The 16,204-nt window shown below is 61.6% G+C and carries 16 protein-coding genes; 8 read left to right on the top strand and 8 right to left on the bottom strand.

The features are described 5' to 3' along the window. Positions 1–227: 227 nt before the first annotated feature. The 3 genes from LVE68_RS00695 to LVE68_RS00705 all read left to right on the top strand — a co-directional run bounded on the left by LVE68_RS00695 (position 228) and on the right by LVE68_RS00705 (position 2,003). Entirely contained in the window at positions 228–731 is a 504-nt protein-coding gene (locus LVE68_RS00695; protein ID WP_232942203.1) for a hypothetical protein, read from the top strand. Positions 732–794: 63 nt separating this feature from the next. Then, complete coding sequence (locus LVE68_RS00700; protein ID WP_232942205.1) at positions 795–1,163, top strand: STAS/SEC14 domain-containing protein; 369 nt, start codon at positions 795–797, stop codon at positions 1,161–1,163. Positions 1,164–1,199: 36 nt separating this feature from the next. Continuing rightward, a complete protein-coding gene (locus tag LVE68_RS00705) occupies positions 1,200–2,003 on the top strand; it encodes a class I SAM-dependent methyltransferase (RefSeq protein WP_232942207.1) in 804 nt (267 codons plus the stop codon). Positions 2,004–2,034: 31 nt separating this feature from the next. On the opposite strand, the gene LVE68_RS00710 is transcribed toward LVE68_RS00705, so the two are convergent. From LVE68_RS00710 to LVE68_RS00725, 4 genes are all read right to left on the bottom strand, one after another. Beyond that, the gene (locus tag LVE68_RS00710; RefSeq protein ID WP_232942209.1) at positions 2,035–3,420 is read right to left on the bottom strand and encodes an L-serine ammonia-lyase; all 1,386 of its coding nucleotides are present in this window, start codon (positions 3,418–3,420) and stop codon (positions 2,035–2,037) included. A gap of 162 nt (positions 3,421–3,582) precedes the next feature. After that, positions 3,583–4,560, bottom strand: coding sequence for a tRNA 5-methoxyuridine(34)/uridine 5-oxyacetic acid(34) synthase CmoB (cmoB, locus tag LVE68_RS00715; protein WP_232942211.1), 978 nt, complete (start codon positions 4,558–4,560; stop codon positions 3,583–3,585). Between the two features lie 15 nt (positions 4,561–4,575). Next, positions 4,576–5,313 carry a carboxy-S-adenosyl-L-methionine synthase CmoA gene (cmoA, locus tag LVE68_RS00720; RefSeq protein WP_232942213.1) on the bottom strand — a complete coding sequence of 246 codons (738 nt, stop codon included), beginning with the start codon at positions 5,311–5,313 and terminating at the stop codon, positions 4,576–4,578. Positions 5,314–5,394: 81 nt separating this feature from the next. Beyond that, complete coding sequence (locus LVE68_RS00725) at positions 5,395–8,325, bottom strand: insulinase family protein (protein ID WP_232942215.1); 2,931 nt, start codon at positions 8,323–8,325, stop codon at positions 5,395–5,397. 222 nt (positions 8,326–8,547) lie between these two features. Between LVE68_RS00725 and LVE68_RS00730 the strand changes: the two genes are divergently transcribed. From LVE68_RS00730 to LVE68_RS00740, 3 genes are read left to right on the top strand one after another with little or no spacing between them, the layout of a single operon-like run. Next, positions 8,548–9,261, top strand: coding sequence for a DUF599 domain-containing protein (locus tag LVE68_RS00730; protein ID WP_232942217.1), 714 nt, complete (start codon positions 8,548–8,550; stop codon positions 9,259–9,261). Between the two features lie 15 nt (positions 9,262–9,276). After that, the gene (locus tag LVE68_RS00735) at positions 9,277–9,615 is read left to right on the top strand and encodes a nucleotide pyrophosphohydrolase (RefSeq protein ID WP_232942219.1); all 339 of its coding nucleotides are present in this window, start codon (positions 9,277–9,279) and stop codon (positions 9,613–9,615) included. A 6-nt stretch (positions 9,616–9,621) separates the two neighbouring features. Next, positions 9,622–10,401, top strand: coding sequence for a methyltransferase domain-containing protein (locus tag LVE68_RS00740; protein WP_232942221.1), 780 nt, complete (start codon positions 9,622–9,624; stop codon positions 10,399–10,401). An 85-nt stretch (positions 10,402–10,486) separates the two neighbouring features. On the opposite strand, the gene LVE68_RS00745 is transcribed toward LVE68_RS00740, so the two are convergent. Both LVE68_RS00745 and LVE68_RS00750 read right to left on the bottom strand, forming a co-directional pair. Then, entirely contained in the window at positions 10,487–10,999 is a 513-nt protein-coding gene (locus LVE68_RS00745; RefSeq protein WP_232942223.1) for a molecular chaperone DnaJ, read from the bottom strand. Positions 11,000–11,038: 39 nt separating this feature from the next. After that, positions 11,039–12,304 carry a porin gene (locus tag LVE68_RS00750; RefSeq protein WP_232942225.1) on the bottom strand — a complete coding sequence of 422 codons (1,266 nt, stop codon included), beginning with the start codon at positions 12,302–12,304 and terminating at the stop codon, positions 11,039–11,041. A 171-nt stretch (positions 12,305–12,475) separates the two neighbouring features. Here LVE68_RS00750 and LVE68_RS00755 point away from each other — a divergent pair, with 171 nt between their 5' ends. After that, positions 12,476–13,102: a class I SAM-dependent methyltransferase gene (locus LVE68_RS00755; RefSeq protein ID WP_232942227.1), complete on the top strand. Its 627-nt coding sequence runs from the start codon at positions 12,476–12,478 to the stop codon at positions 13,100–13,102. A 40-nt stretch (positions 13,103–13,142) separates the two neighbouring features. Next, positions 13,143–13,772 (top strand): peptide-methionine (S)-S-oxide reductase MsrA, encoded by a 630-nt coding sequence (msrA, locus tag LVE68_RS00760; RefSeq protein ID WP_232942229.1) that lies wholly within the window; start codon positions 13,143–13,145, stop codon positions 13,770–13,772. Between the two features lie 103 nt (positions 13,773–13,875). On the opposite strand, the gene LVE68_RS00765 is transcribed toward msrA, so the two are convergent. Both LVE68_RS00765 and LVE68_RS00770 read right to left on the bottom strand, forming a co-directional pair. Continuing rightward, positions 13,876–14,721, bottom strand: coding sequence for a sulfurtransferase (locus tag LVE68_RS00765; RefSeq protein ID WP_232942231.1), 846 nt, complete (start codon positions 14,719–14,721; stop codon positions 13,876–13,878). Positions 14,722–14,933: 212 nt separating this feature from the next. After that, positions 14,934–16,184 (bottom strand): DcaP family trimeric outer membrane transporter, encoded by a 1,251-nt coding sequence (locus LVE68_RS00770; RefSeq protein ID WP_232942233.1) that lies wholly within the window; start codon positions 16,182–16,184, stop codon positions 14,934–14,936. Between the last annotated feature and the right edge of the window lie 20 nt (positions 16,185–16,204).

Consider the following 16,204-nt stretch of genomic DNA (forward strand, 5'->3'; position numbering starts at 1 on the left):
TCCTTGAATAACCCGATTGGCGAGTTATTCTTATCAATATTGGCGCCAACATCTTCCAAGTTGAGTCAACAGGCGATACCTCGCCCGGCGTCATGGACAGGCAGCGGGAAAACATTTTCCCGGCCCTTCGGGAACCGACCTTGATTGCGGCCGTCCCGGAGCGGGCCCCGGGCTTTCCGCGGCGATGTCTTGAATTCGTGTTACAGCCAGGGCTCAAAGGTGGGTTTATGAAAAAGTTACTGCTTCCGCTGATTATTCTGCTGCTGATTATCGGGTACTTCATGTCGCGGGGCGGCGATGATACGGCCGGCGATGCTTACGATTCGCTCGAGACGCCTGACAGCGAGACCATGGACCAGGGTACGCCGGACACCACGACCCCCGATGAGTCCCAGACTCCGCCGGACGGCATGGGTACCATGGAATCACCGGACACCGCGCCCGATACCGGCACCCCCGATACTGATACTCCGCGGGAAAGTGATGAGCCCGATACCGTGCCGCCGGGCGAGGAGAGTGCCCTCGAGAGAGAGGCGGAGGAGGCAATGAAAGCCACCAAGGAGGCGGCCGAGGAAACCGGTGAAGTGATTGAGGGTGCGGCTGAAAAGGCCGGCGAGGCGATTGAAGATGCCGGCGAGGCCACCAAGAAAGCGGCCGAGGACACAATGGACAGGATTAGCGGCGACGAGGATAAGGAAACCAAGAGCACTGATGAACCTCAGAATCAGTAACAGTATCCCCGGTTACCGGCAATCGGCGCAGCTTTCCCGCGGCGCCGATTTTATGTGTTGGCTATGATCGAGCATCACTGGCATCGCAATCACTCCGTGCTGGAGGTTGTGCCCAGGGCACCGCTGCAGAGGGAAGACTTTGAGGCGTTGGCACAGCAGGTTGATCCGGTAATCGAGGAGCATGGCAGCCTCGCCGGGGTCCTCATCAATGCCGCCAGCTTCCCGGGCTGGGAGGACTTCTCCGGGCTTGTTTCGCACTTCACGTTTGTACGCGATCATCACCGCAATGTGCACAAGATTGCGGTGGTTTCCGATCAGCCCCTGCTCGGGTATATGCCGCGGCTGGTGGACCATTTTGTCAGTGCGGATGTGCGTCCGTTTCCCGGCGAAGAACGGCGGCGCGCACTGGAATGGCTGGCCGAGCCCGGTTAGTATCCGCGTTTCTGCAGTAACTGGATCGGAACCCGCGTGACCCATACCCTGGCAGTGATCGCCGCAGCACCAGAGTGGCTGCCGGCTGCACGTGAACTGGCGGTGCAGCTTGGCCTCGAACTGCTGCAGGAAATCGACCCCACCCAAATTTCACAATACCCCTATGTTTTGCGGCGTGGCGAGATGTTGCAGCTGTGCGCTACCGGTCGCAAGGCGCCCGGTCCCGTAACGGTGGACTTTGTCAGCGGTGCCGCGGCCCATCGACGTAAATACGGCGGGGGCAAGGGCCAGCAGATCGCCAAGGCCGTGGGCATCCGTGCGGGGTTCAGGCCGCGGGTGGTGGACGCTACCGGTGGCCTGGGGCGCGATGCGTTTGTACTGGCATCACTGGGTAGTGAGGTAGTGCTGCTGGAGCGTAATCCTGTTGTCCGGGCGCTGCTCGCCGATGGCCTGTCGCGCCTGCGCGCGGCGGCCGAGCTGGATCCTGAACTTGCGGGAGTTGCGGCCCGCCTACAGCTGTCCGATGCTATCGAGGATTCGGTGAGCTGGCTGCAGGCGCAGCCGGCCGAGTCGATCCCGGTGGTATACCTGGACCCGATGTTCCCGGCACGCGGCAAGAGTGCGAAAGTGAAAAAGGAAATGGCCGCTTTCCACCAGCTGGTTGGCGAGGACCTGGATGCGGATGCGTTGCTCGAGCCGGCCCTCGCCGCCTGCTACTACCGCACCGTGGTCAAGCGTCCGCGTCTGGCGCCCTGGCTGGCAGGGCGAAAGCCGTCATTGTCGCTGGAAGGGAAGTCCGGGCGTTTTGACCTTTATACCAGGCACGGAGTGCCCGGCTGACGCGCGGGCACGGGGATGGCGGGCTCGATCTTCAGCAGTTGACGGCATTCACAGCCAGGCCGCCCTGGGATGTTTCCTTGTATTTGCTCTGCATGTCGATACCGGTCTGGCGCATTGTTTCGATCACGCTGTCCAGGGGTACGATGTGGGCGCCATCACCGCGCAGCGACAGCCGGGCGGCATTGATGGCCTTGACTGCCCCCATGGTGTTGCGCTCGATACAGGGAACCTGCACCAGTCCGCCGATGGGGTCACAGGTAAGGCCCAGGTTGTGTTCCATGCCGATTTCGGCCGCGTTTTCGATCTGCTGGTTGCTGCCGCCCTGGACCGCCGCGAGTCCGGCGGAAGCCATGGAGCAGGCCACCCCGATTTCGCCCTGGCAGCCAACTTCCGCTGCGGAGATCGATGCATTCTTTTTGAACAGCATGCCGATGGCGCCGGCAGTGAGCAGGAATTTCACCACCTGGTCTTTCAGGTCACCGTGTTTTTCCGGCTTGTGCACAAAATTTACGTAGTAGGCGATGGCTGCGGGGATTACCCCGGCTGCACCATTGGTGGGAGAGGTCACGATACGGCCCCGGGCTGCATTTTCCTCGTTTACCGCCAGCGCATAGAGGCTGACCCAGTCCAGGATAGCCAGGCCATCCTCACGCTCCTCACGGCTCTGCTTGCTCAATTCCTGGTACATTTCCGCGGCCCGGCGACGGACCTTCAGCCCACCCGGTAGCAGGCCATACTGGTGACAGCCGCGCTGGATAGAGGCGTCCATCACCTGCCAGATTTCCCACAGGCCATCTTTCACCGCCTGCTCCGGGCGGAAGGCCTTTTCGTTTTCCATTGCCAGTTCGGCAATGGTCCAGCCGTGTTTTTCGCAGATTGTCATCAGCTCGGCGGCATTGCTGAAATCATAGGGGAGCAGGGTGGCGATCTGGTCCTTGTGGGCAAAGTCCTCTTCGGAGAGTACGAAGCCGCCGCCGATGGAGAAATAACTGCGCTCGAACAGCAGCTCGCCGTCGGCATAGGCCTGGCAGGTCATGCCGTTGGCATGCTGTGGCAGGAATTCGTCCTCATGGAAAACCAGGTCATGTTCGCGAACGAAGCGAATGTCGTGGTCCCCATGCAGGCACAGTTGCTCACCGCGCTCGATGCGCGCCAGCTTGCTGTCGATGCTGTCGACGTCGATGGTGTCGGGGGATTCCCCCAGTAGCCCCATCAGTACCGCCATATCGGTGCCGTGGCCGATGCCGGTCAGGGCCAGGGAGCCGTAGAGGTGCACCTGGACGCGGTCGGTCTGCCTGAGTTCACCGCGCTGCCCGAGATCCGATACAAACTGCCGTGCGGCGACCATGGGCCCCACGGTATGCGAACTGGAGGGGCCGATACCGATCTTGAACAGTTCGAAAACGCTGATACTCATTGACGCTGGCGCTCCTGGACTGACTGGTCCGAAAATTATGGTGTGGTCACTTTGCCGCAACGTGGCAGACATTCAAGGCACACGGCGGCATTCCACAGAATATCCTTCCACTACAGTCTTTGACCGAGTTTAAGTGCCTAAATTGCGTCTTTGTGGCACAAGCTACGGTGTATTTGCGACCAGGATGGCCCTTTTGGGCGCGGGGTGACCCTCGATGGTGCGGTCCGGGAATTCCGGGTCGAGGAAGTCGGCCAGGGACTCAAAATGCATCCAGTCGGTCCGGCGCTGCTCACCCAGGCTGGTGGGGGCAACATCCACCGTGCGCGGATTGGTAAATCCACTTTTGCGCAGCCAGCTTTCCAGGGTCGCACAGCTGGGCAGGAACCAGACATTGCGCATTTTGGCATAGCGCCCCTCGGGCACCAGGCACTGGCCCAGCTCCCCGTCGATCACCAGGGTTTCCAGCACCAGCTGGCCACCGGGCCGCAGGGTTTCGCGCAATTCGCGCAGGTGGGCCATGGGTGAGCGGCGGTGGTACAGCACCCCCATGGAGAAAGTGGTATCAAAGGCGCGCAATTGCGGCGGGACTGACTCGATGCCGATGGGCAGGACATCCACCGGCAGTTCGTCTCCCATGTACTTTTTAAGCGCATAAAACTGGGCGACGAACTTGGCCGAAGGGTCAATGCCGATCACGCGGCGCGCACCCGCGCCATACTGGCGCCAGCAGTGGTAGCCATTGCCGCAGCCGACGTCCAGTACCAGACGATTCTCCATCGACTCCAGGTGCGGCAGGACACGCTCCCACTTCCAGTCCGAGCGCCACTCAGTATCGATATGCAGGCCAAATATTTCCCAGGGGCCCTTGCGCCAGGGGTGCAGGCGGCGCAGCTCGCGCTCCAGGCTTTCCAGTTGTCCCGGTGTGGCGTCACCGGCCTGGCCGATCACTACGCCATCGACAAACTCGGTGGAGTCGCAGGTGATTGCGGGCAGGTTGCTCAATGCCGCGCGCCAGTCGGGCAGGTCGCCCCAGCGATGCTCGCTCAGGCCGGCAGCTACCTGCTGGGGCAGCGTGGCCAGCCAGCCGCGCAGGGCAGGGGTATGCTGGAGGCCTTGATAGAGCTGGGTGTAGTCGATCATTGCTTGTTCCCGACCTCAGTGCGGTGCCTTGATGGCGATCATCGAGGCAAAATTAAAGCACTGGAACCATACGTCGACACTGCCGAACCCGACTCCCTTGAGGCGGTCCCGATGTGCTGCCAGGGTCTCCGGGATGAGGACGTTCTCCAGGGCGGAGCGCTTCTGTGCCACTTCGAGTTCGCTGTAGCCATTGGCGCGCTTGAACGAGTGGTGCAGGTCGATCATCAGCTCCTGGTGGTCGCGATCCTCGAAGGCGACTTTTTCCGACAGGATCAGGACTCCGCCCGGTCTCAGCCCCTCGAATATTCTCCGCAGGATACTTTCCCGCTCGGCAACGGGAATGAATTGCAGGGTGAAGTTGAGAACCACCACGGAAGCGTTTTCGATGGCTACATTTTGCAGGTCATCACAGATTAGCTGGACCGGGAGTTGGCCGCTGTCTGCCGCCAGGACAGTGCGGGCCCTCTCAACCATCGCGGGTGAATTATCGATCGCTACGATCTCGCAGTCCGCTGCCGGGATGCGGTGGCGCATGGCCAGCGTGGCAGCGCAAAGGGAGCTGCCGAGGTCATAGCAACGGCTACCCGACTGGGCATAGCGCTCGGCCAGGGTGCCGATCATGGCGACGATGGTGGTATAGCCCGGCACTGAACGCTGGATCATGTCCGGGAAAACATCCACCACGGACTGGTCGAAGCGGAAGCCCGCCACGTCGCCCAGGGGATTGGCGTAAATGCTGTCTTTCTTGCTCATGAATTTCTGCAAAGCGATTGCGTGGAATAGGCTGGTGGCCGTCGGTGCACTGCACCCGGCGGCCAGTGTGCCCATTTCCGCTTAGAGCTTTTCTTCCTCCAGCCCGAGAGCCAGTCCCGCCTCGCGACCCTGGTTGCCCGTGACTACCGCAGTACCGGCCTTTTCCGGGCTCAGGTAAGTGGCTGCCACGCGTTGCAGGTCGCCGAGTTTTACCTCGGTAACACGGCGGCGGAACTCTTCCCTTACCTCGTGGGTACGGCCGTAGAGCGCGGAGTGGAATGCCTTCTTGGCCTCGCCGGAAGGAGAACCGGGCTTATCCAGCCCGCCGACCACCCCGAGGATGGCCTCTTCCACCTGCGAATCCTGGTGCTGCCCATTGGCGAGCCACTCCAGGGAGGCATCGAAATCCTGCAGGGTCTCCGCCATGCGCGGGTCGCGATAAGAGAAGAATCGGAAGACCCCCAGGTTGTTGTCATGGCCGGCACCGCCGCCGTACGCACCACCCTGTTCGCGGATGGTGCGGTGCAGGAAGCCATTGCGCAGGAAGCCGCCCAGCACTGCCAGCGGGGCAGAGTCGGGGTGGCTCATGGGGACGGTCGCATAGGCTTTGGAGCAGAAGTTGACCTGGCTATTAGCCAGCCACAGCTCCCCCACCTGGTGGGGGTTGAATGAGCCGTTCTCGGTCGCGCCGGCACCGCTGGCTTCGTTGCCCAGGCTGGCCATGGCGCGGGTAAACTCCGGCAGTTTTTCCTCTTCCCCCACCAGCAGGAACTGTCGCTCTGCTGACAGGATCTTGCGATGGATCGCCTGCAGTTTCTCCTGGAGGACGTCCAGTCCACTGTCATCGAAGCTGCGCACCAGGCCCTTAAGGTGGCGCAGGCCCAGTAGTCCCCCGGTAGCGTGGCTCTCAAAGGCGGCACGGTTGAAACCGGCACTGGCGGCGGCCATTGCCAGTGCATGGCCGTTGCCCACCACGCCCTGTTCCCGACGCGCCAGCGTCTGCAACATCAGCTCGCGGATACGCGGCAGTTCGTCGAACCGCACCTGCTCCAGGGTGGCGTCCATAAGTTCCGTGAGCGCTTCCTGGTTTGGCGCCAGTGCCTTGCCGGACAGGACGAAATGCCCGCGCAGTTGCTGCAGGTCGTCGATGGCGGTGCGGCTGCTGGTAAAGCTGTGCAGCGCACCGCAGACGCGGGCCTGCCACTGCTGGACTTCCAGGTAGTCCTTCTCGCCCAGGCCGACTTCACTCAGCACCTGGCAGTAGTAGGGCAGGAGCTGCTTTTCCTCTTCGGTGAATTCCGGCAGGGCGCAGACCACCTGCTGGTAAACCAGGCCGTTGGTGCCGGCGCTATAGCGGGTCAGTTTCTGCCGCCCGACTTCCACTTCCTCGCCCTCGACCCGGGGCATCTCCGGTGGGATGTCCTCCACCCCGACCCGCGGCAGGATTGAGGCGTCGTCCTCGCGCTCCTGTCGCTCCTGCAGGGCGCTGGCGGTCTGGATAATCTGCTGTTTCTCGCCCTCGCTCAGGGCTGCCCGGATCTCCGCCAGGCGCGCTTTCTCGGCCTGGTCGCGGCGCCCGGCCAGCTCAGTGTCGGGGCGCAGCACCAGGCGGACCCGGTGCTGGTTGTCCACCAGCAGTTCGCGGGCCACATCGGCGATGAAGCGGGGGTCCTTGATCTGTTCGCGCAGCTTTTCCAGGGTGGCATCAATATTGAGCAGGCCAATGGCATCGCCGCGGTGGGTGGCGCCGGTGAGGGCGGTCATGATCAATTGCAGGCCGTAGGGGAAACCATCGCCGCCGATCTCCCGTTGCTGCAGCTCCAGCTGGTGCAGGCTGGCGGCAAGTTGCTCGTAGGGGATACCGTTTTCGGCCACGTCCCGCAGCACATCCATGACCTGCTGCTCCAGTTCATCGGCACGGTCGCGCTCGCTGCCCTCAATGCCGCAGACAAATGCCATCTCCCGCTGGGTATCGTCGAGGCCCAGGAGCGGGGAGGGCGAGGTACCCAGGTCGGTGGTTTCCAGCAGCTTCATCAGTGGCGAGGCACTGTTGTCCAGCAGGACGCCTGCCAGCAGGTGGGCGGTCAGCACGGACTCGAGATCGGTGACATCGCCCAGCAGCCAGGCCAGCACGATATGGGTCTTGCTGCCTACGTTCCCGCTGTCGCCTTCTTCGCTCTCGGTTTCGCTGAGGGGGTAGAACTCCTCGACCGACACCGGCGCCAGGTAGCGGTCTTCGCGGCCGACCTCGATGACCTTGTCCAGTTTCTCAAACCTGCCCAGGGCCTTTTCCTCAAAGGCTGCCTGGTGCTCGGCGGCGGGGATGTCCCCGAATGTCATAAAGGTGGCATTACTGGGGTGGTAATGGGTGCGGTAAAACGACTGCAGTTGTTCATAGGTGAGCTTGGGAATGTCTGCGGGCTCCCCGCCGGAATTCCAGTGGTAGGTGGTGGTGGGGAACAGGTAGCGACTGAGCGACTGCCATAGCTGGGAGGTGACAGAGCTCATGGCACCTTTCATCTCGTTGTACACCACGCCCTTGTACACCAGCTCGCTGTCGGCGTTACCCGCCTCACTGAATTCCAGCCGGTGCCCCTCCTGGGCGAAATCCAGCGGGTCCAGCTTGGCGAAGAAAACTGCGTCCAGGTAGACATCGAGCAGGTTGTTGAAGTCCTTGCGGTTCTGGCTGGCGAACGGGTAGGCAGTCCAGTCGGAACTGGTAAAGGCGTTCATAAAGGTGTTGAGGGAACGCCGTATCATCATGAAAAACGGGTCGCGTACCGGGTACTTGTCACTGCCACAGAGCGCCGTATGCTCGAGGATGTGGGCCACCCCGGTAGAATCCTGGGGCACGGTGCGGAGGGCCACCAGGAAGACGTTCTCCGGGTTGTCCGCAGCGATATGCAGGTGCTGCGCGCCTGTCACCTTGTGGCGGTATTCCTCCACCCTGACGCCGAGGGACTCAATCTCAGCGCTGGTGACCTGTTCGAAAGCGGGATGTGAATTACTCAAAAGACAGCTCCATGAGTTAGCTTGCGGGCCGGTGATGCCGGCTGCTCCGGGCGGGCCCGGCAGGATTTGGCCGTTATTCTACCGCCTCGCCGTCCGGGAAAAACAGTGTTGACAAGGGTGCCAGCAGGCCAAAGACTGCGGACAGCTGTTCCAGGCTCTGGCGTCCCGGCACTATAGCCGGGATTCCGGCAGGATAAATGTAGACGAATACGGAGACAGACGTTGACCTGGTTGGACATTGCCAGCGTGGCTGGATTTCTTGTTACCTGGGGCGGGTATACGCTGTTCGCCCGCAAGAAAGCGAAGGTGTCGTGGTGCCTCGCTTCATCCATGCAGTGGTACCGGGTGGAGTGGATGCTGCGGATGCTCGATCGCGACATGCGTATGCCGGATGCGGCGATCATCGGTAACCTGGAGCGGGTGATCGGCTTCTTCGCCTCTACCAGCATCCTGATCCTGGCGGGCCTGGTGACCGCGCTGAGTGCCAATCAGGCGGCGATCAAGGTCCTGAGTACCCTGCCGTTTGCCGAAGAGACCACGGTGCAGCAGTTCGAACTCAAGATCCTGCTGCTGATCCTGATTTTTATCTTCGCCTTCTTCAACTTCACCTGGTCGCTGCGGCAGTATTCCTTCGCCAACGTCCTGATCGGTGCGGCCCCGCTGCCCGACGCGGATGATACGTCCGACGAGGAGCGGCGCCGCTTCGCCATCAGCACCGCCAAGGTGATCGACCAGGCGGGTCACAGCTACAACTACGGACTGCGCTCATACTATTTCGCGATGGCGGTAATGGGCTGGTTTGTTCACCCGTTGCTGTTTGTTGCCGGCTACCTGGTGGTGGCGCTGGTATTGTTCCTGCGGGAATTCCGCTCGCGCACCCTGCGGGCAATCCTGGCGGCCGAGGGCAAGGTCCTCGAGCGTGCCGGGGAAAGCTAGAGAGGGGGAGTGACTATGGATACCGGGCAAATCCTGCGGGAATTCGATGCCATTGCGCGGGCGCGCGACTGGCAGTCACTGCATTCCCCCAAGAACCTGGCCATGGCGCTTGCGGTGGAGGTGGCCGAGCTCGGCCGCCACCTGCAGTGGCGCACCGATGGCGATATCGAGCAGCTGCTGGCGGAGCCGGAAAGCGAAGCAAGGGCGGCCATGGCATCGGAGCTGGCGGATATCCAGATGTACCTGCTCAAGCTGTCGTCGGTGATGGGGGTCGACCTGGAAGCGGCCGTTGCCGGCAAGATCACAGAGAACCGGCGGCGCTTCTTGCCCGCCGAAACGGGCCGGGGTGACTGAAGCGCAATGGCGGACAGGAACTTCGATGACCTGGCAGAGCGTTTCCGCAAGCGTATCTACGGCGGGCTCAAGGGCGATATCCGGCTGGCGGTACTGAACCGGGACTTGCAGCCGGTGCTGGACACCGGCGCCAGGCTGCGGGTGCTGGATGCCGGTGGCGGCCAGGGACAGTTCGCGCTCGACCTGGCGGAGGCGGGTCACCAGGTCACTATCGCCGATATCTCCGCCAGGATGCTGGCGCAGGCGCGGGAGCTGGCGGCCGAGCGCCACCTGCAGGAGCGGGTTGCGTTCGTGCAGGGGCCCCTGCAGGCGCTGGGGCGGGAGGAAAAGCACCAGGGCAACGACCTGGTACTGTGTCATGCAGTGCTGGAGTGGCTGGAGAAGCCACATGAGGCCGTACAGCAGCTCGTGCAGATGCTGCGCCCGGGGGGGCATTTGTCCCTGACGTTCTACAACCGGCGCGCGCTGGAGTTTCGCCTGCTGCAGCGGGGCAGTTTCCGCCAGCTGGATCGCAATATCGACAGTGGCTACTGGGGCGGCCACCCTGGCAGCCTGACCCCGGATAACCCGCTGTGCCCGGAATGGGTGCAGGACTGGGTGCTGCAGGCAGGACTGACGGTAACGGCACACAGCGGTATTCGCTGTTTCAACGATTTTATGACGCCCTCGATCCGCGACAAGCTGCCTGCCAGTGCAGTAGTGGGAAAGGAGCTGGAGTTTTCACGGCGGGATCCCTACCGGCAGCTGGCGCGTTATGTGCACCTGCTGTGCCGGAGGCCCCTCTGATGCGGGGTAGGGTGATTTTCAGGGCGGGCTGGTAGGGCTTGCAGCGGGGGCGGCCTGTTGGAAAGCTGGCCAGGTCATTAATTGGCTAGAGCTGCTTCAGGAGTAATTCCTTGGCGGCATTGATGCGGGAAGCCAGGTAGTCGTTGCCGCCCCGGTCCGGGTGCATCCTCTGGATCAGGCGGCGATGGGCGGCGAGTATTTCTTCCCGGGTCGCACCCTCGGGTACATCGAGAATCCGGCGTGCCTCTGCCACGGTAAGTGGGCTCTCGCCCGTGCCCTGCGTGGATTGCCCCTGTGTATCCTGTCCTGACTCCTGTTGCCGCGCCTGCGCGTGGCGGGCAATCAGTGGAGCCAGCCAGGGCAGGTGCCGGCCCAGCCAGCCCAGGATGCGGCCCAGTACCGGCAGTACCAGCGCCACGGCGGCACCGACCCAGTGCAGGCGGCCCGTGACAGCCAGTAATACCGCCACCATTGCCACGGCCAGCAGCGTCCACTGCAGTAACAATTTGCGGCGTTGGCGCGGGGGGCTGGCGGTAAATTTCTGCCAAGCAATCCAGGCAAAGATGCCGAGCGCAATCAGCAGGATGATTCTGGCCACTGGGTGTTCCTTGTTAAATAACCCGGGGCCGTGAGGTTATCAGATGTCGACGCGCATGCCGACCGCAATCACATCACCGGCGAACGCCGCACCCAGCGAGTTACTGTCATCGATGGTGTTTTCCGTATACAGCTTGACACGGTCGCTCCAGCGATACTGGAAGCCGATGAAATACTTTTTAAGCTCGAACAGGTCCTCGTCGATCAGCGCCTCCTCGAAACCGGGATCATCGGAGCGCAGGATATTGTGGCCGAAATAGAACGAGTAGCAGTCCTTGAGGCCCCAGGTGTAGGTAAAGATGGACTCACTGCCTTCGGCATCGAAGAAGTTGGTAATGCCCTCGGTGGAGCCCTCCGGGGCCAGCTCATTGTTCTGCGAGCGCTGGGCCACAACCCCGGCGTAGAGGCCTTCCTGGTAGGGCCCTTTGCCGTATTGAAATCCGGCGATCAGGGCCCAGGAGTTACTGCTGGCACCGATACTGAAGTCGGTCCTTATCAGGATCGGATTGAGGGGGTCGGTAATATCGAACACGCGCCCGCGCGTGGTTTCCAGGTCAATCTTCACGCGGTTATAGGCCGCGCCGAGTGTGAGGCCGTCGCCGACATCGGCCGTATACTGGAGTGAAATCGAGTGTCCCAGCCCGAATTCACAGTCTCCCTCCGGGCACTCCAGCAGCAGGTCTTCGCCGACCACGTTCTCTACTCTGACATCAATCGGGGCGGTGTGGGCCTGGTATTGCAGGCCAATCTTCATTTCGCCGCCCAGGCCGGCCCAGCTCTTGTGCCAGGTGATGGCGCTGTCGGCGCGACCGGTGCCGAGGATGCCGCCATCGCTGCCCAGCGAGAAGGCACCGCTGGCAAGGCCACCGGAAATCTCATACCAGTCGGTATAGCCAGCGACATCGTAATAGACGGCCCATTGCTTGCCGGCGACGAAGTCACCCCAGTGTTCGTGCTTGGCGAATACATGGCCCTGGCGGATAAACAGCGACCGACCGCGATCGCCCAGGCCCGCCTGTTGGTCACCGGCGATGATCAGCGGTTGCCCCGCCGAGATCGCATTGACCCCCCACTCTGCATTGAAACCGACATTCCAGTCCTTGTAGGCAGAGGTATTGAGGCCCAGGCGAATGCGGTTGAAGCCATCATCCAGAAAGGTGTTGCCATCGGTATTGATCTGGTTTGCGCTGAAATACCCGGAAATAAACAGCGTGACCTCATCCGATTCGTAAACCGGGACTGCGTTCGCCAGGCTTGCGCCGAGCAGGGTGACACCGGCGATACCGGTTGCTATATGCTTGTACATCCTAAGTCCACGATATCCATGTGGTGATTCACAGTGCATTGCACTGCGATTGGTCATTGAAAAATAGCCCAGTAAGCTGAAACCACAGTCCTAAATAGTTAAACTGGCGCCCAACTGACGGCTACTGCCTTGTTTTGGTTGAGCGAACTGAACCCGGGAGCTGAAAAAAACGTGACTGGCACGCAAAACGATACCCGTCGCCTGTTCGGGCTGACCGTACGCAAGAACGCCCATCCGGATATGCGCCGCCTGCGGCGTGAAGCCGGTGACCCCACCCTGCACGGCAACAAGTTCTGGAAGAGTTCCTGCCTCACCATGGACTACCTCAAGCGCCATCCCCTCAGGAAGGGCGCACGTGTGCTGGACCTGGGATGTGGCTGGGGGCTGGGTGGAATCTTCTGTGCAAAGCAGTTTTCTGCTGATGTGACTGGTCTGGATGCGGATCCCAGCGTATTCCCCTTTGTCGACTATCATGCAGAGTTGAATGGGGTCGATGTCAAAACCTGGCGCTGCCGTTACGAGAAAGTCACTGAAAAGGACCTTGCCGCCTTTGACGCGATCATCGGGACGGACATCTGTTTCTGGGACAAGCTGGAGGCGCCACTCTTCAACCTGACGCGCCGGGCATTGCGGGCCGGCGTGGAGAGGGTGGTCCTGGTGGATCCCGGCCGCTCACCGTTCCGGCGACTGGCGGAGCGCGCACAGGACAAGCTGGGGGCGGATTACCGGGAATGGCAGGTCAGCAGGCCGATGAAGGCCAGCGGCTGCATCATGGTTGCCGGTGAAGCCGGGAGTTAAGATTTACCAGGGCCAGCCGGCCCGGAGAGGTGGAGAGACGATGCAATACGACAAGTTCAAGATGCCCTGCGCGGACCAGATACTGCCGGGCCGCAAAGAGCCCATGGACATCACCGGGATTCATTTCGTCAACGACAAACCCATGAAGGGACCATTTCCCGAGGGAATGCAACAGGCCATTTTTGGCATGGGGTGTTTCTGGGGGGCCGAGCGCCTGTTCTGGGAAATCGACGGAGTGTACGTCACAGCTGCCGGATATGCGGACGGCTGTACCGAGAACCCGAATTACAAGGAAGTCTGCAGCGGCCGCACCGGCCATGCCGAGGTGGTACTGGTAGTGTTTGACCCGGACAAGGTGAGCTACGCGCACCTGCTGAAGCGCTTCTGGGAAGAGCATGACCCCACCCAGGGTATGCGCCAGGGCAATGACCTGGGTACCCAGTACCGCTCCTGTATTTTCTGTTTCGACGAAACCCAGCTGGAACAGGCGAAGAAGTCGAAAGAGAAGTTCCAGGCGGCCCTGCAAGACAAGGGGTATGACGAAATCACCACGGAAATCGCCATGGCGCCGGAATTCTATTACGCAGAGGAGGAGCACCAGCAATACCTGGCGAAGAACCCCGAGGGTTACTGCGGCCTGGCGGGTACCGGCGCCTGCCTGATTCGCTAAGGTTTTTCCATAGCCTGATGAGTGGCCGACGCGGCCGGCCCCGATGCGACCAGCAGGGTGCCGGCCGCTTCTGTTTTGGGGCTGGGCGGGCCGCTACCCGGCGTCAGCCGGCCTCATGGGAAGTGGGATGCAGTATGTGGGCGCACCAGTCGCTCCAGCTGCCCGGGTACAGGCGTGCATCGTCCCGACCGATGAGATGCAGGGACAGCAGGTTGACGCAGGCGGTGACGCCGGAGCCGCAGTAGCAGATCAGTGGCTCATCGGAACGGACGTCCTGCCAATGCTCCCTGAGCGCCCGTGGCGATTTCAGTCTGCCGTCCTCCCCGGTGTTTTCCTGCCAGGGTTTGTTGATGGCGGAGGGGATATGGCCCGCCACCGGGTCCATGGGCTCGTCAGTGCCGTCGAAGCGCGCCGGGTCCCGGGCATCCACCAGTTGCCAGGCGGGGTTGGCCAGGCCCGAGTAGATCTCCCAGTGGTCGGCGACCGCGGCGGGATCCGGGCTGGGGGCAAAGGTGCCATGGGGCACCGGTTGCGCCTCGCCGCTTTCCACCGGCAGGCCGGCATCGCGCCAGGCCGAGAAACCGCCATTCAGCACAGATACCCGCCCCAGCCCGAAAAAGCGCAACAGCCACCAGGCGCGCGCGGCAAAAGCCAGGCGCTGGTCGTCGTAGACCACCACACGGGAATCGGCACTGATCCCGAGCCGGCGGGCAACCTCGGCAAATTGCTCTACCGAGGGCAGGGGGTGACGGCCACCATAGCGCTCGTGCGGCCCGGAGAGGTCCCCGTGCAGGCTCGCATACTGGGCCCGCGGGATATGGGACTGCGCAAACCAGCCCTGGCCGGCATCCGGTTGGGCGAGGTCGTAACGGCAGTCAAGGATAACGAGTTCGGGATCCTTGAGGAGATCCGACAGTTCGGCAACTTCGATAACGGCCTGGGTATTCATCTTCCGTAACGTCTTTGTATTGTTATGAGGTAGAAATTACGGACAAACGGTGGCCGTGTCCAGCCTCTAGCGGATGACAGTTGGCGGGGTAAAGACGGCGCTGAGCCAAGCGGCTCCAGTTGCCGCGGAATGGAGCCAGCTGGGTGATGCGGGGGGCATCCCGCGAGGCAGCCGGGCTGCGCCGGGTCCTGGCTGGTGCTCGCGGGGGCAAGTCAGTCTCCAACGAGGTCCATATTGAATTTGTACTTGAAGGAAAACTGCAGGCGCCAGTCCTCCGAGCGAAAATCGTCCCGGGCCTCGCGGTCGGCCCAGATCAGTTCCGGGCCCAGGATTACACTCTTCACCGGGTGGTACAGCAGGTTGATGGACGCATACTCACCCTGTTCATAGGCCCGCTCCAGCTGGCCATCGGTATTGTTGATGTCGAGACCCGACCAGCCGACGCTAGTCGTCCAGTTGTCGTTCCAGTCAATGTCCAGGTATGCCATGAGTCCCAGCATCGGCAGTGGCTCACCGGTGAGAGGGGTTACCGGGTTGTTGAAGTTTTCCACCACGCCGATGTCCGCGGGCGCATCATTCATATAGCTCTGTATGCCTTCCCCGTAAGTTGCACTCAGGTTTAGCTCGGTATAATCCATCTTGATACTGCCGGAGAAGTTGATGCCCCAGCCGGTCACATCGCCGTCCAGGTCAAACTCACTATTCGGTGAATTCTGCCATTCGATCCGGCGGGCGAGGGCGGCCATCTGGAAGTGGCCCCAGTGGGTCGATTGTCGGTACTGGGCGGTAACGTCCGGAAGGCGGAAATGCCCCACAACGCCCTCTAGCTGGATAAATTCGTCGTAGTCGCTCTCGTCCCGGGTTGCCCCGGGGCGTTCCAGCGCCACTGCAAAATGCGAATCACCGTCCCTCCAGGGAGTCCAGCGAAGCTGGACATTGCGGAAGAAAGGAATGCCGTTGGGGCCCCACTTCTCTACCACATTGGGGAATATCGAGGAGTCCATGAACAGGGTCCAGGTCTGGCCTGCGCCCACCTGGCAGAATTCCGCCCAGCCATGGCGAAAACGGAAGGTGGTCTCCCCGACATTGCTGCCGGAACCAAAAAGTTCGTATTCAAACCAGGTCTTTACCTCGCCACAACGGGTTTGCCAGTTTCCCTTGAAGCCCATGCGTGTCTGCCGCACGCTGGCATAGAAATTTCCATCCGGTGGGAATTCATCCTCGAACGCTGGCAATTTGGTAGGCCGCATGACATCAAACCAGTCGTCTGCTGTCTGGTTCTTTTCGTATCCCATATCCAGCTGGATAGTGGTGTAGAGGTTGAGGTGTGGCTTGCCGAACAGCTCACCGCCGTCCTGTGCGGCAGAGACCGGTGCTGTTAACCATGCAAGTGCCAGGAATATTGCCGGCCGCAGTCGCAGTCCTTGCCGGGGGAAGGCAGCGTCAGGTTGTAAAGCTCTCATGAATCTTCCGTGATCATTGC

Source organism: Microbulbifer sp. YPW16 (genome assembly GCF_021290385.1).
Lineage (GTDB): Bacteria > Pseudomonadota > Gammaproteobacteria > Pseudomonadales > Cellvibrionaceae > Microbulbifer > Microbulbifer zhoushanensis.

Bases quoted from the DNA above. Each gene is read 5' to 3' on its own strand.
- LVE68_RS00765 (WP_232942231.1), bottom strand. From the start codon at position 14,721: ATGAATACCCAGGCCGTTATCGAAGTTGCCGAACTGTCGGATCTCCTC.
- cmoA (WP_232942213.1), bottom strand. From the start codon at position 5,313: ATGAGCAAGAAAGACAGCATTTACGCCAATCCCCTGGGCGACGTGGCG.
- cmoB (WP_232942211.1), bottom strand. From the start codon at position 4,560: ATGATCGACTACACCCAGCTCTATCAAGGCCTCCAGCATACCCCTGCC.
- LVE68_RS00695 (WP_232942203.1), top strand. From the start codon at position 228: ATGAAAAAGTTACTGCTTCCGCTGATTATTCTGCTGCTGATTATCGGG.
- LVE68_RS00770 (WP_232942233.1), bottom strand. From the start codon at position 16,184: ATGAGAGCTTTACAACCTGACGCTGCCTTCCCCCGGCAAGGACTGCGA.
- msrA (WP_232942229.1), top strand. From the start codon at position 13,143: ATGCAATACGACAAGTTCAAGATGCCCTGCGCGGACCAGATACTGCCG.
- LVE68_RS00710 (WP_232942209.1), bottom strand. From the start codon at position 3,420: ATGAGTATCAGCGTTTTCGAACTGTTCAAGATCGGTATCGGCCCCTCC.
- LVE68_RS00740 (WP_232942221.1), top strand. From the start codon at position 9,622: ATGGCGGACAGGAACTTCGATGACCTGGCAGAGCGTTTCCGCAAGCGT.
- LVE68_RS00750 (WP_232942225.1), bottom strand. From the start codon at position 12,304: ATGTACAAGCATATAGCAACCGGTATCGCCGGTGTCACCCTGCTCGGC.
- LVE68_RS00735 (WP_232942219.1), top strand. From the start codon at position 9,277: ATGGATACCGGGCAAATCCTGCGGGAATTCGATGCCATTGCGCGGGCG.
- LVE68_RS00700 (WP_232942205.1), top strand. From the start codon at position 795: ATGATCGAGCATCACTGGCATCGCAATCACTCCGTGCTGGAGGTTGTG.